The sequence below is a fragment of the Paraburkholderia sp. FT54 genome (assembly GCF_031585635.1).
Lineage (GTDB): Bacteria > Pseudomonadota > Gammaproteobacteria > Burkholderiales > Burkholderiaceae > Paraburkholderia.
In genome coordinates, this window is record NZ_CP134196.1 from 922,050 (window position 1) to 935,152 (window position 13,103).

15 protein-coding genes and 1 pseudogene are annotated in these 13,103 nt (G+C 65.7%); 11 read left to right on the forward strand and 5 right to left on the reverse strand.

Going from position 1 to position 13,103, the window contains the following annotated elements; genetic code table 11:
* Positions 1 to 121: 121 nt before the first annotated feature.
* Positions 122 to 424 carry an addiction module antidote protein gene (locus RI103_RS23610; protein WP_310817988.1) on the reverse strand — a complete coding sequence of 101 codons (303 nt, stop codon included), beginning with the start codon at positions 422 to 424 and terminating at the stop codon, positions 122 to 124.
* A complete protein-coding gene (locus RI103_RS23615; protein WP_310818554.1) occupies positions 421 to 792 on the reverse strand; it encodes a type II toxin-antitoxin system RelE/ParE family toxin in 372 nt (123 codons plus the stop codon). The genes RI103_RS23610 and RI103_RS23615 overlap by 4 nt, the downstream gene beginning before the upstream one ends.
* 274 nt (positions 793 to 1,066) lie before the next feature.
* Between RI103_RS23615 and RI103_RS23620 the strand changes: the two genes are divergently transcribed.
* The 6 genes from RI103_RS23620 (at position 1,067) to RI103_RS23645 (ending at position 3,976) form a co-directional block, all read left to right on the forward strand.
* Positions 1,067 to 1,435 (forward strand): nuclear transport factor 2 family protein, encoded by a 369-nt coding sequence (locus RI103_RS23620; RefSeq protein WP_310817989.1) that lies wholly within the window; start codon positions 1,067 to 1,069, stop codon positions 1,433 to 1,435.
* Positions 1,436 to 1,461: 26 nt separating this feature from the next.
* Positions 1,462 to 1,887 (forward strand): hypothetical protein, encoded by a 426-nt coding sequence (locus RI103_RS39710; RefSeq protein WP_409077024.1) that lies wholly within the window; start codon positions 1,462 to 1,464, stop codon positions 1,885 to 1,887.
* A gap of 78 nt (positions 1,888 to 1,965) precedes the next feature.
* Entirely contained in the window at positions 1,966 to 2,430 is a 465-nt protein-coding gene (locus tag RI103_RS23630) for an RbsD/FucU domain-containing protein (RefSeq protein WP_310817990.1), read from the forward strand.
* 156 nt (positions 2,431 to 2,586) lie between these two features.
* Positions 2,587 to 2,994, forward strand: a complete 408-nt coding sequence (locus RI103_RS23635; RefSeq protein WP_310817992.1) for a VOC family protein — start codon at positions 2,587 to 2,589, stop codon at positions 2,992 to 2,994.
* Positions 2,995 to 3,207: 213 nt separating this feature from the next.
* Positions 3,208 to 3,639, forward strand: a complete 432-nt coding sequence (locus tag RI103_RS23640; RefSeq protein ID WP_310817993.1) for a DoxX family protein — start codon at positions 3,208 to 3,210, stop codon at positions 3,637 to 3,639.
* A 64-nt stretch (positions 3,640 to 3,703) separates the two neighbouring features.
* Positions 3,704 to 3,976 (forward strand): hypothetical protein, encoded by a 273-nt coding sequence (locus RI103_RS23645; protein ID WP_144140691.1) that lies wholly within the window; start codon positions 3,704 to 3,706, stop codon positions 3,974 to 3,976.
* Positions 3,977 to 4,093: 117 nt separating this feature from the next.
* On the opposite strand, the gene RI103_RS23650 is transcribed toward RI103_RS23645, so the two are convergent.
* Positions 4,094 to 5,581, reverse strand: a complete 1,488-nt coding sequence (locus tag RI103_RS23650) for an MFS transporter (protein ID WP_409077025.1) — start codon at positions 5,579 to 5,581, stop codon at positions 4,094 to 4,096.
* A 140-nt stretch (positions 5,582 to 5,721) separates the two neighbouring features.
* On the reverse strand, positions 5,722 to 7,023 hold the full coding sequence (locus RI103_RS23655; RefSeq protein WP_310817996.1) for an MFS transporter: 1,302 nt from the start codon (positions 7,021 to 7,023) through the stop codon (positions 5,722 to 5,724).
* A gap of 395 nt (positions 7,024 to 7,418) precedes the next feature.
* On the opposite strand from RI103_RS23655, the gene RI103_RS23660 reads away from it, so the two are divergent.
* Positions 7,419 to 8,159, forward strand: coding sequence for a response regulator transcription factor (locus tag RI103_RS23660; protein ID WP_310817997.1), 741 nt, complete (start codon positions 7,419 to 7,421; stop codon positions 8,157 to 8,159).
* A 20-nt stretch (positions 8,160 to 8,179) separates the two neighbouring features.
* Here RI103_RS23660 and RI103_RS23665 read toward each other — a convergent pair whose 3' ends face one another.
* Positions 8,180 to 9,085: a dihydrodipicolinate synthase family protein gene (locus RI103_RS23665; protein WP_310817998.1), complete on the reverse strand. Its 906-nt coding sequence runs from the start codon at positions 9,083 to 9,085 to the stop codon at positions 8,180 to 8,182.
* Between the two features lie 347 nt (positions 9,086 to 9,432).
* Here RI103_RS23665 and RI103_RS23670 point away from each other — a divergent pair, with 347 nt between their 5' ends.
* From RI103_RS23670 to RI103_RS23685, 4 genes and pseudogenes are all read left to right on the forward strand, one after another.
* Positions 9,433 to 10,389 carry a 4-hydroxyproline epimerase gene (locus RI103_RS23670; RefSeq protein WP_310818000.1) on the forward strand — a complete coding sequence of 319 codons (957 nt, stop codon included), beginning with the start codon at positions 9,433 to 9,435 and terminating at the stop codon, positions 10,387 to 10,389.
* Positions 10,386 to 11,513, forward strand: coding sequence for an FAD-dependent oxidoreductase (locus RI103_RS23675; protein ID WP_310818001.1), 1,128 nt, complete (start codon positions 10,386 to 10,388; stop codon positions 11,511 to 11,513). The genes RI103_RS23670 and RI103_RS23675 overlap by 4 nt, the downstream gene beginning before the upstream one ends.
* Entirely contained in the window at positions 11,506 to 11,805 is a 300-nt protein-coding gene (locus RI103_RS23680; RefSeq protein ID WP_310818002.1) for a (2Fe-2S)-binding protein, read from the forward strand. Before RI103_RS23675 ends, RI103_RS23680 begins: the two co-directional genes overlap by 8 nt.
* Positions 11,802 to 13,090 (forward strand): annotated as a pseudogene (locus RI103_RS23685) (FAD-dependent oxidoreductase). The gene RI103_RS23680 and the pseudogene RI103_RS23685 overlap by 4 nt, the downstream one beginning before the upstream one ends.
* Positions 13,091 to 13,103 lie beyond the last annotated feature (13 nt).

A 13,103-nucleotide genomic window follows, 5' to 3' on the forward strand; every position in this document is an offset into this window, starting at 1 on the left:
GGAATACCCCGGAATACCCCGGAATACCCCCGGCCACGCCTACGAATCCCCGGAAACACGCCCGACAGCGCAGCCAATCCAACGTACCGGCCTGCGTAGCCGGCAGACCAGGAAACGCGACTCACGCCGCCGCCACGCCTTCCGGCACCGCGTTGAGTTTGACGCCGAGCGCGCGCAGCAGCTTGAACACTGTGTCCATGCGCGGTTTGGAACCGGGCGCGAGGGTCTTGTAGAGGCTTTCGCGCCCGAGTCCGGCGTCTGCCGCAACCTTGGCGATACCGCGCGCTTTGGCGATGTCGGCGATTGCAGCGAGCAGGACGTCGGCGTCGCCTTCTTCGAGCGCGGCGTTGAGATACTCAGCGATCACTTCCTCGCTGTCGAGGTAGTGTGACGCGTCGAACCGTGCGGTTTTGATCTTGCTCATGACAGTTCCTCTTTGATTGCTTCCCACATTGTTTTGGCATGCTTGATATCGGCCGGCTGGGTGGACTTGTCGCCACCGCAGAGCAGCAGATACACCATACGCCCTTCACGCGCGAAGTAGACCCGATAGCCCGGGCCGCAGTCGATGCGCATTTCGGATACACCGTCTTCCAGCAATTTCACGTCGCCGAAATGCCCGCGTTCCGCACGCCGGATCCGCACGAGTATCTTTGCCCTCGCCCGTAAGTCCGCGAGCCGTGCAAGCCATGCGTCGAATTCCTCGGTGCGGTTGACCTCGTACACAGGTGGTGAACCGATCTGCTGAGAATTGTATCCTTGTGGATACGGTCTTGCAAGTGTGAAAACCATATTGAAAAGCGCCCCCGTGTCCGTGTCGGTTGAGTACGTCATATGCCGCGCGCCGGCGCCGCGCGGCCGCCATTTGGCACACGAGGTTAGCGCTTGCCGCCACGGCTGACGACTCGGCCGGATGGCCAATCCGGCGAACAACGAAGCGCGCGAATGCTTACCTCTCACGTAATCGACACACCGCGCCCAAGCCGTCAATCTTCACTGCGAGCCCGCCGTACAGAACGTGTCTGTCGAGCGTAGTGCTCAGTCATGCCAATGAAGGAGTCTTGAGATGAACGCGCATACCGATCTGATCGACCGTTATTTCGACGCATGGAATGAAACCGATGGCACGCGCCGTCGCGAGTTGATCGCCGCGACATGGAGCGTCGACGCCGACTATCGCGACCCGCTGCTGGCAGGCGCGGGCCGCGACGGCATCGACGCGATGATCCGCGCGGTGCACGAGCGCTTCCCGCATCACACGTTTCGTCGTACGGGCCAGGTCGACGGCTTTGCCGACCGGCTGCGCTTCTCGTGGGAACTGACCACGCCCGCGGGCGACGCGATCGTTAAGGGATCCGACTTCGGCGTGGTCGATCCACATGGACGCTTGCAGGCCGTTACCGGCTTCCTCGACCAGGTGCCGGACGGCGCCTGAGCACCGCCTCTTTGACGGAGACAATCATGCACGAGCCCGCTGTCGCCACGGCGCCCCAAACGGCTATCGCATTTGCGCGCCTGTCGGGCGCCGTCGACGCGCTGTCGAGCGCCATCGCCGGCTTCGCGCTGCTCGCCGGCGCGCGCGCCTTCATGTTCATCGCGCTGCTGGGCTGGCGCGAGCCGGTGTTGGGCGGCGCGGGTTTCGTGCTGCTGGCGTTGGTCGGCTGGCTGCGCTGGCAGTGCGGCGGCGCCGCGATTTTGCCAGCGATGTGCAACGTCCGGCCGACGACCGGCTGCGGCAACGCAGCGTGCAGCCGCCGCGAACTTCCCCCGACAGATGCACGCGACGTTGCTTGCTACAATCGTCCGCTGGAATGCGATGCGAAGCGCACACACGCTTTCGTCGAGCCGGGCACCTGCCGCTTCAGCCCGACTCGAACGCGGGCGTGAACGGAACGCTTCGCGCCACCCGATAACCAACGTCCAAACCCCGGCGGTCAGCCGCCAACCGGACCATAAGGAGACACCGTGCTGAAGAATCTGGACCCTCTGCTGAACGCCGACATATTGCATGCGCTACGCGCGATGGGCCATGGCGACGAACTCGTCATTTGCGACGCCAATTTTCCCGGCGACTCGGTGGCGCGCGAGAGCGTGCTGGGCAAAGTGCTGCGGCTCGACGGCGTGAGCGCGCCGCGGGCGATTCGCGCGGTGCTGTCGGTGATGCCGCTGGACACGTTCATCGAGCATCCCGCGTCGCGCATGGAAGTGGTGGGCGAGCCGCACACGATTCCGGCCGTGCAACGCGAGGCACAAGTCGAGGTCAACGCCGCGGAAGGGCGCGACGTGCCGTTTGCGTCAATCGAGCGGTTTGCGTTTTATGAACGCGCGCGCAAAGCGTATTGCGTGATCGCGACCGGCGAAGCGCGCGGCTATGGTTGCTTCGTCTTCACGAAGGGCGTTCTGCTCGCGCCGGACGCGCCTCAGTCGTAACTTCCTCAGTTCCATTGCGGTGCGAAGCCATGAGAGCGCATCGTGGCGGCCGCCGCACGCGAAGCTCGCGCACGTGCTAACTTTTCGTCTGGCCGTTGTCGGCGGACCGGCCTGATCCGCCACGGCGCATCGCCTCACTTCACGGTGACGAAAACCATGAGCTTCTCGATAGACAGTCTCGATCATCTCGTTCTGAACGTCGCGGAGGTGGAAGTCAGCGCGGCGTGGTATGCGCGCATGCTCGGCATGCGGCGCACCGAGTTCCAGTCGCGCACCGGCATGCGGGTAGCGATGACCTACGGCAATCAGAAGATCAATCTGCGTCCTGCGACGGCCGACACCGTCGCGTGGTTCACTGGCCGCGAGCCGATACCCGGCAGCGCCGATCTGTGTTTTGTCACGACCACGAGCCCGGCCGATGTCAAGGCGCATTGGCTCGCTCAAGGCGTCGAAATCGAGGCCGGACCGGTGGAGCGCGACGGCGCGCGCGGCAGGATGACCTCGGTGTATTGCCGCGATCCGGACGGCAATCTGATCGAAGTCGCGACGTATCCTCAAGCATGACCACAGCGGCGATCCGTCCGCGGCATGCAAGGCGCGGCCGATAACGAGCGGCCCGCCCGGACACCTTTTCCTTCCCGATATGCGGTGCGTCTCGCGCCGCTGACCCTGGCCCGAGCTTGGAAAAGGCGGGCAATGCACATATTCTCAGGTGCAAAGCGGGGAACTGCGGCCGCGTAGCCGGGTCTGCTGCTTATTCATTTACAGGAGCCCCTCATGTCGCGTCCCGTCGATTCCAGCGTTATCCTCATCGCACGTATCGCGCTTGCCGTGCTGTTCCTGTGGGGCGGTGTGATGAAACTGCTGGGCTATGCGGGCTTTGTCGGCTACCTGCATGCGAAGGGCGTGCCGTTCGTACAGATCGCCGCGCCGGTTGCAACGGCAGTCGAGGCGCTCGGCGGTCTGTTGCTGATCGTCGGCTTCAAGGTGCGTCCGCTCGCGCTCATCCTGGCGGTGTACACGGTGGCGGCGGCGGTGCTGGGCCACGATTTCTGGAATGTCACCGACGCCGCCTTGCAACGCGACACGGTGATCCATTTCTGGAAGAACATCGGCATTGCCGGTGGTTTCCTGCTGCTGTTCGTGACCGGCGCGGGCCGCATCAGTATCGACGGTGCACGAGCGCCGCGCGGCGGACTCGGTCTTTGATGCGGCGGTTGAGGTAGTCTGTGTGAGTCGCTTTCGATTCTGGCTGTAACCAAGGGAGCAAATAATGATTCAAAGTTTTGAGCAAACCATTGGCGGCAAGGTCACGCAGTTGTGTGCGAGTCTTGGTGAAGGGCCTACGCCGCATCGAGTGATTATCAGTCTGGCCGATTCGGCGAAGACGCTGGTGGTTCTGGATGCGTCCGGGCTCATCAGCACGATCAAGGCCGAGATCGAGGAACCGGAAAAGCTAATCGCCGACGCCATCACGAAGGCGCAAAACGAAGGGCTGATCGAGCGCGCCATCGACACCGGCACGATCCAGGAAGCGTCGCTATAAGCTTTAACGGTTTGGCGTCGTAGCCTGCTACCGGTGGACTACACAGGTAAAACCCCCGCCATGCGCAAGCATCGCGGGGGCGATTTTTTGCGCGAACGATACAGGGCGGGTCCACGCTCAGCGCGATTCGCCGACCCGTTCGCGGCCCGCATGACGATGAGCCGAATCAGATGACTGCGGCTGTGGATGCACGAGGCAGCTCAGCACGCCGCCGATCACGAGCAAACCGACGGATACGGCGGTCGACGCCCGCATGCCCGGGACGATCTGCGCGGCGGCCGCGCCGCTCGCCAGTGCACCGAAGGCCGCCACGCCAACCGCGCCCCCTGCCTGCCGCGCCGTATTCAAGACGGCGGAAGCCGTGCCGGCGCGTACCGCGTTCGTCGAGGCCAGCACGGCGGTGGTCATCGCGGGGACCGCCAGGCCCATGCCAGACGGAATCAGAAGGAACGGCAGCAGCAGGCCGATGAGCGGCGTGCTGGCGTCGACGAAATGCAGCAGGCCGTAGCCGAGCCCGGCCGTGATCGCGCCCGCGATCATCGGCAAGCGTACGCCGAAGCGGCCGACCACCCAGCCGCTCGCCACATTCGACAGCAGAAAGCCGCCCGTCAACGGCAGGAAGGCGAGACCCGCCTGCAACGGCGTATAGCCACGCACACGCTGCAAATACAGGCTCAGCACGAACACCATGCCGTAATAGGTCAGATTCACGCAGATGCCGAACAGCACCGCGACGCTGAAGGAGCGCTTGCTGAAGAGTGAGAGCGGCAGCATTGGCGCCGCGACGCGCGACTCCACCACGATAAAGGCGCCCGCTGCGATCAGCGCAAGCACGAAGCCGCCGGCCACGAGCGGGTGACCGAGCCCCAGCGGCCGCCATTCGATCACGGCGGCGACGAACGCGGTCAGCGCGACGACGGCAAGACACTGGCCGCTCAGATCGATGCGACATGGATTCGTGTCACGCTCGGTGGCTGACGCCGATTGCCGACCTTGACGCGGCGTCGTGGCCTCGGGCTGCGGCACCCATAGCAAGGTCGCCAGAAAGCCGGCGGCGCAGATCGGCAGATTGACGAGAAAGATGCTGCGCCAGCCGAACGCCGCGATCAGCAGGCCGCCGGCCACCGGCCCCGCCGCGATCGCAATCGCGCCCGCCGCGGTCCACAGCCCGACTGCGCGCGCCCGCAGCTTGGGATCGTGTCCGTACGACTGATTGAGCAGCGCCAGCGAGTTCGGCAGCATGGCGGCGGCGCCGACGCCTTGCAGCGCGCGCGCCGCAACCAGCATGGTGGCGTCGAGGGCGAGGCCGCAGGCGAGCGACGCCAGCGCGAACAGCACGATGCCGGCCGCATACAGGCGCCGCGCGCCGAAGCGGTCGCCGAGCGCGCCGGCGGACAGCATCAGTACGGCGAAGGCGAGCGTGTAAGCATCGACGACCCATTGCAGGCCCGTGACATTCGCATGCAGATCCGCGCCGATTCTCGGCAACGCGATATTGACGATGGTCACGTCGAGTTGCGTGACGACGAAGCCGACACTGACCGTCGCGAGAACACGGCCGAGTGCGGACGAGCGGGGGAAATTCGAGGAGTTCATGCGACACATCGTAGATCCGATGCAGCGCACCATGTTTCGGAGCGGCGTGAAGTGTGGATGTCGCCGCACGTGCGGCGTGCGTCGAAGCCGACGCGAACAAAAACGGCGCGCCGTATGGCGCGCCGTCGTTGCGAGGCGGAAGCCGCCGATCAGAGCTTGTGCGGCGCGTCCTTGATGAACAACGTGGTCAATGCCCCGAGAATGCAGATCGCGCCGACGTACATCGGCGCGGCCATCGGGTTGGACTTCATCATGAGCGACACGGCGACCGGCGTGAGGCCGCCGAACACGGCGTACGCCACGTTGTACGAGAACGAAATACCCGAGAAGCGCACCACCGGCGGGAACGCCTTGACCATCACGAATGGAATCGCGCCGATCACGCCGACGAACAGGCCCGCCACCGCGTACAGCGGCACCAGCGTGGAGGTGTCGACGGCGAGCTGCTGGAACATCACGTAGTACGTCGCCGCCAGCGCGAGGCCGCCGATGAAAATCGTGCGGCCCGCGCCAATGCGGCCGGCAATCGAGCCCGCCATCACGCAGCCGATCGTCAGGCACAGCGTCGCCACGCAGTTCGCCAGCAATGCGGTGGCCGGCGCGATGTGGAACTGCTTTTGCAGCAGCGTCGGCGTCATCAGGATGACCACGACGATCGCGGCCGAGAGCATCCACGTGAGCAGCATCGAGACGATCACGGCGCGGCCGTGGTCGCGCAGCACGGCCTTGAGCGGCACTTCGGCGGCAATCGCCTTGCGCTGCTTGAGTTCGGCGAACACCGGCGTCTCATGCAGCCAGCGGCGCAGGTAGACCGAGAACATGCCGAACACGCCGCCCACCAGGAACGGAATGCGCCACGCGTACGCGGAGATTTCCGCCGGCGCGAAGTTGCGGTTCACCGCCGAGGCGATCAGCGAGCCGAGCAGGATGCCCGCCGTGAGGCCGGCTGTCAGCGTGCCGCACGCATAGCCGATGTGCCGCTGCGGCACGTGCTCCGAGACGAACACCCATGCGCCCGGCACCTCGCCGCCGACCGCCGCGCCTTGCATCACGCGGAACAGGAGCAGCAGGACCGGCGCCAGTACGCCGATGCTCGTGTAGGTCGGCAGCAGGCCCATCATCAGCGTGGGCACGGACATCAGCAGCACGCTCAGCGTAAACATCCGCTTGCGGCCGAACAGGTCGCCGAAATGCGCCATGATGATGCCGCCGAGCGGCCGCGCCAGATAACCCGCAGCGAAGATGCCAAAGGTCTGCACCTGACGCAGCCAGTCCGGCATGGCTGCCGGGAAGAATAGCTGGCCTATCGCCGGCGCAAAGAACACGAAAATGATGAAGTCGTAGAACTCCAGCGCCCCGCCGAGGGCGGCGAGTCCGAGCGTCTTGTAATCGCTGCGCCCAAGAGGGCGTGGGGTGACAGCCTGCGCTCCACCCAGATTTGTCGCTTGCATTGCTTGTGTCTTGTTTTGAATTGGGAGCCACACGTAGCGCGTGGAACTACGGCGGTCGTCGGGCGAGAAGTGTGGCAAGCGCTGGGTAGAGCACGGGACACCGCGCACCGGCCCGGGTAGGGCAAGCGCGATGACGACTGGGGCCAGGCGAGGATTTTACAGGATGGAAGCCAAACACTTCGGGAAGTGCTTAATTGGATTGGAAAAAGTTCCCCGAATGTGTTTCTTCAGTAGCAATGCAGACGGCGCCTTAAGATCTGTCGCAAGCGTAGGGAGGAATGTGATGCGGCGCTGTCAGCGAGGTTCGATTCATATGTAAATTAGGATTGCTCCTATGGGATGGAACGGGCCCGCCTCTGAGAATCGCGTCCGAGCTATCAGTTAAGAGTTATCCCATGCGTATTGCCATTCTTCAGCGTGACCTGGTCATGCGTCAGTCGATCGAAAAGGTCTTGACGAACGCCAGCCATACCTGCACGGCCTTCGACGACGGCCTGAGCATGTCGAGAACGCTCGCGCGCTCCACCGTGGATCTGCTCGTGCTCGACTGGCAGGGCCTGCGCCTTTCCGGCACCGAGGTTTTGCGCGCGGCGCGCGCGGTGGGCGGCGATCGTCTGCCGGTCATGTTCGCATCGACGGACACGGCGGAGGAAAACATCGTGCGCGCGTTTGTCGCCGGCGCGGACGACTATGTGGCGTTGCCGCTGCGCGCAGCCGAGTTCCGCGAGCGGGTCGCGGCGCTGCTGCGGCGGGCGTATCCGGACCGGTCCAGCACCGCGAGTTTCGACGTCGGGCCGTACCACTTCGATACGCACCGTCAGCTCGTCATGCTGCGCGGCCAGCCGGTCCAGCTATCCGGCACCCAGTATCGGCTGGCGTCGCTGTTCTTCTCCAATATTGGCCGCGTGATGTCGCGCGATCACATCTTCGCGATGGTTTGGGGCCGCGAGTTCCGCGAATTTACCCGCACGATCGACAGTCACGTCTCGCGGCTGCGTCTTTTGCTCGAGATCGAGCCGCAAAACGGATTCCGGCTGCAACCGGTTTATAAAAGCGGCTACAGGCTGCTGCATCTGCGCCAAGGCCAATCCGCCGATGTCGGTGCCGATGCCGACGTCCACAGGCAGGCGGCCTGAGCTCAAGAAGCCGAGTCAGATCAAATCCGCGGCAGCGCCGGCCGCGTTTCCAGCGCCTTGCGAATCAATGCTTCGACGGCCATGCGTTCGTCGCCTGCCAGCGGCAGACGGGGCGGGCGCACCGGCTCAGTGCCCAATCCGACGATAGTCTCGGCAAGCTTGATGTTCTGCACCAGCTTCGCCGACACGTCGAGGGCGAGCAGCGGCGCAAACCAGCGGTAGATCGCTCGCGCTTCCTCCAGGCGTCCCGCCTTCAGCAACTTGTAGATCACCACCGTCTCACGCGGGAACGCGCATACGAGACCGGCCACCCAGCCATGCGCGCCCATCAGCATCGCTTCCATCGCGAGATTGTCGACCCCGCAGAGAATCGCGAAACGGTCACCGACCGCGTTGATCAGATCGGTCACGCGCCGCACGTCGCCGCATGATTCCTTGATCGCGACGATCTTCTGCTCGTCGGCGATTTCCGCGAACATGTCGGGCGTCATGTCGACGCCGTAGGCAAGCGGGTTGTTGTAGATCATCAGCGGCAGCGCGCTCGCGTCGGCGACGCTGCGGAAATGGTGCAAAGTCTCGCGGCGGTCCGACAGGTAACGCAGCCCCGGCAGCACCATGTAGCCGGCCGCGCCATGACGGCCGCCGGCTTCGGCCTGCCGGCAGGCGTCGAGCGTGCTGTTTTCGGCGATCGTCAACAGGACCGGCACGCGGCCGCGCGAAGCCTCCACGGCGATGTCGAGCACTTGCAGCTTCTCATCCAGCGAGAGCGTGGACGCTTCGCCCAGCGATCCGCACACGATGATGCCGTCCACTCCCGCGTCGATCTGCGCCTCGATATTCTTGCCGGTCCACGCTCGATCTATGCTGAAATCCGCATGGAATTTGGTGGTGACTGCGGGCAATACGCCTTCCCAGATATGCGCCACGACTGCTCTCCTGAGTGTGATGTGTTCAAGCGCAGTGTAAGCAGGGAAAATCTTGCCGTCTTGCGTGAACCGCGCGTGGCGGATGACGATTTCGGCATAGTCGCTTTGCCTGGAGAGTCGCCGGATCAAGGCGGTTGGCTCATTTCGAGATAAAGCGCGAGCTGCATTGAGAGCGCGTGACTGGCACGGCGTCATGCGCTCCGGGCCACGCCCGTTGGGCATCTGCGGACGCATGCGGTCCGGGATCCGCGAGTAACCCGCAGCCGTCGCGTCATCGCATAGCTATGCCAAAATCGTCACAATCCACGCGCACGCGCACCAAGACTCGAGCGCCCGCCGTTTCTACCATGAGCATCATGAAAACCTTGGACATCATCGACTCGCACACAGGCGGTGAACCGACCCGCCTTGTGGTGTCGGGCGGCCCGGATCTCGGCGGCGGCACATTGGCGCAACGGCTCGACGTGTTCCGCACGCAGTTCGACGACTGGCGCGCGGGCATCGTCACCGAACCGCGCGGCTCGGACGTGGTAGTGGGCGCATTGCTCTGCGAGCCGGACGACCCTACGTGCACGGCCGGCGTGATCTTTTTCAACAACGTCGGCTATCTCGGCATGTGCGGGCACGGCACGATCGGTCTCGTCGTCTCGCTGGCGCACCTGGGACGGATCGGCCCGGGGCGTCACCGGATCGAGACGCCGGTCGGCATTGTCGAAGCCACGCTCAACGAGGACGGCAGCGTCGCCGTGCGCAACGTGCCGGCCTATCGCTATCGGGAATCCGTGCGGGTGGACGTGCCGGGCTACGGCGTGTTGACCGGCGACATCGGCTGGGGCGGCAACTGGTTTTTTCTCGTCGCCGACCATGGGCGCACGCTGGAGTCAGCGCGGATCGGCGAATTGACGGCGTTCAGCGAGGCGATTCGCGACGCGCTGATCGCGCAAGGCATCACCGGCGCGGATGGCGCCTTGATCGACCACATCGAACTCTTCGGCCCCGGTTCGCGCGACGGCATCGACAGCCGCAGCTTCGTGCTCTGTCCCGGCAGTGCGTACGACCGCTCGCCATGCGGCACCGGGACGAGCGCCAAGCTGGCCTGTCTCGCGGCCGGTGGCAAGCTGGCCGAGGGCGCGGTGTGGCGGCAGGAGAGCATTATCGGCAGCGTGTTCGACGCGAGCTACCGCCATGCCGGCGACGGGGTCCACGTGATTCCCACCATTACCGGTCACGCGTACGTCACGGCAGAAGCGCGCCTGTGCTTCGACGAGCGCGATCCCTTCGCCTGGGGCATCCGCACGGCATGACAGCGGACGCGTTGATCGTCGGGGCGGGCATTGTCGGCGCGGCGTGCGCGGCGGAACTGGCGGCGCTCGGCATGCGGGTCGAGGTGCTCGACGCGCAGGGCGTCGGCGGCGGCGCGACGGCGGCGGGCATGGGGCACATCGTCGTGATGAACGACTCGCCGGCGGAATTCACGCTCAGCCGCTATTCACGAGATTTGTGGTTGGAACTCGCGCCGCAACTGCGTCCGCGCGACGCGTTCGCGCGCTGCGGCACGCTCTGGGTCGCAGCCGACGAAGAGGAGTGGCAAGCCGCCCGCGCCATGCATGGCGCGTTCGAGGCTCGCGGGATTGCCGCGCAACTGCTGGACGCGTCCGTGTTGCGAGCTTGCGAGCCGGCGCTGGACGCGTCGCTGGCGGGCGGGTTGCGGATCGAGCACGACAGCATCGTGTACGCGCCGACCGTCGCCGCATGGCTGCTGACGCAATCGCCGGCCGCTGCGAAGATCCACGTGCGATTGGGCACGACGGTGACGTCGGTCGACGCGAGCGGCGTGACGCTCGCGGACGGAGAGCGCGTCGGCGCGGCGCACGTCATCGTGGCCAATGGTCTGGGTGCGCGGCAGCTGGTGCCGCCGCTGCCCTTGCGGCCGAAGAAAGGCCACCTGCTGATCACAGACCGTTATCCCGGCCTGATCCGCCATCAGTTGCTCGAACTCGGCTACGTCCGGAGCGCGCATCACGCGGCCGGCACCTCCGTGGCGTTCAATGCGCAGCCGCGGCCCACAGGACAATTGCTGATCGGCTCCTCGCGTCAGTTCGACACCGTCGATCCCGCCGTCGACATGCCCGTGCTCGCGCAAATGCTGCAACGCGCCGCGCGCTATCTGCCGGTGCTGCCGACGCTCAATGGCATTCGCGCGTGGACCGGATTTCGCGCAGCCTCGCCCGACGGACTGCCGCTGATCGGTCCGGCCGGCGATTTCGCGCCGGGCGTGTGGCTCGCCGTGGGTCACGAGGGTTTGGGCGTGACGACCTCGCTCGCTACCGCGAAGCTCCTTGCCGCGCAGATCGTGGCGAGTGCCGCGCTGATCGACGTCGAGCCTTATCTGCCAGTGCGTTTTGCGCAAAAGGCGATGCATGCATAGCGCGAGCGCGACGACACGCGTCAGCTTGACGATCGACGGCCACGGTATCGACGTTGATGCCGGTACGACCGTGGCCGCGGCACTCGTGTTAGCGGGCGTTCGCAGTACGCGGATCTCGCTGAGCGGCCAGCCTCGCGCGGCGCTGTGCGGTATGGGCGTGTGCGAGGAATGCCGCGTGACGATCGACGGCCGGGCACATGCGCTGGCGTGCCAGACTTTGTGCCGGGACGGTCAGATCGTTCTTACCTGCAATGCGGCGGGCACGCCACGAGAGGCAGCGGCTACGCGATGAACCAGCACTTCGACATCGTCATCGTCGGAGCCGGTCCTGCCGGCTTGAACGCCGCCCGCGCGGCCGCGTGCGGGGGCGCGTCAGTTGCGCTGCTCGACGACAACCCGCGCGCCGGCGGTCAGATCTGGCGTCAGGGTCCGGGCCATGTCCCGCAAGCGCCGCTGCACAACCTGCTCACTGCAATAAACGGGCGGAGCACCATCACACACTGGCCGTCGACTCGCGTGGTCGCGCCGCTTGATTCCCGCGGGTTGTTGCTCGAATCGGCGGAGCGCGGCGGTGCGGTCGTTACGTACGAGCGCCTGATCCTTGCTGCCGGTGCGCGCGAACGGCTCCTGCCGTTCGCCGGCTGGACCTTGCCGGGCGTGACCGGCGCGGGCGCGCTGCAGGCGCTGGTCAAAGGCGGCATGCCGGTGCGTGGCGAGCGGATCGTGCTTGCCGGCAGCGGTCCTTTGCTGATCGCGGCGCTTGCCACTGCGCGCGCGGCCGGGGCACGGGTGATGGCGGTGGTGGAGCAGGCTTCGGCGTTCGACGTCGCGCGCTTCGGCGTGTCGCTGCTGGCCGCGCCCGCGAAGTTGCGGCAAGCCTTCGGCATGACGCATGGTTTCGCCGGGACGCACTACTGGACCAGCAGTGTCGTTGAAGCTGCGCACGGCGAAGGCCGCGTCGAGCGCGTCACGATCAGGCGCGGCCGCAACGGCACGAGCGTCGCACTCGACTGCGAGCGCGTGGCCTGCGGCTATGGACTCGTACCGAACGTCACCCTGGCCCAGGGGCTCGGCTGCGCAATCGGCAAAGCGGGCGAGATCGTCGTCGATGGCGAGCAGCGTACGTCGGTGGAGGGCGTTTTCGCGGCGGGCGAGTGCACTGGCGTCGCGGCGCCGAACTGGCTGGCGTGGAAGGGGAGATTGCCGGCCTCTTTGCAAGCGGTAGCGCCACCGCGGATCACGTCGCGCTCAACGCCCAGCGCGCGCGATGGCAGCGGTTCGCGAGGCGCGTCGACACCACCTTCGCCTTGCGGGACGCCGCGCGCACGCCGCCCGCCGATGCCACGCTACTGTGCCGCTGCGAGGACGTGAGCATCGGCGAGGTGCGCGCTTTTTCGGACTGGCGCGAGGCCAGGCTGCACACCCGCTGCGGCATGGGCGCCTGCCAGGGAAGAATCTGCGGCGCAGCGGCGAATCTGTACTTTGGCTGGCGGGCCGCCGCGCCGCGTCCGCCTTTCAGTCCGGCGCAAATCGGCACGTTGATGGCGGCGGGAACCGAGCCGCCGCCGGCTGAATGACCCGTTCGTCCCC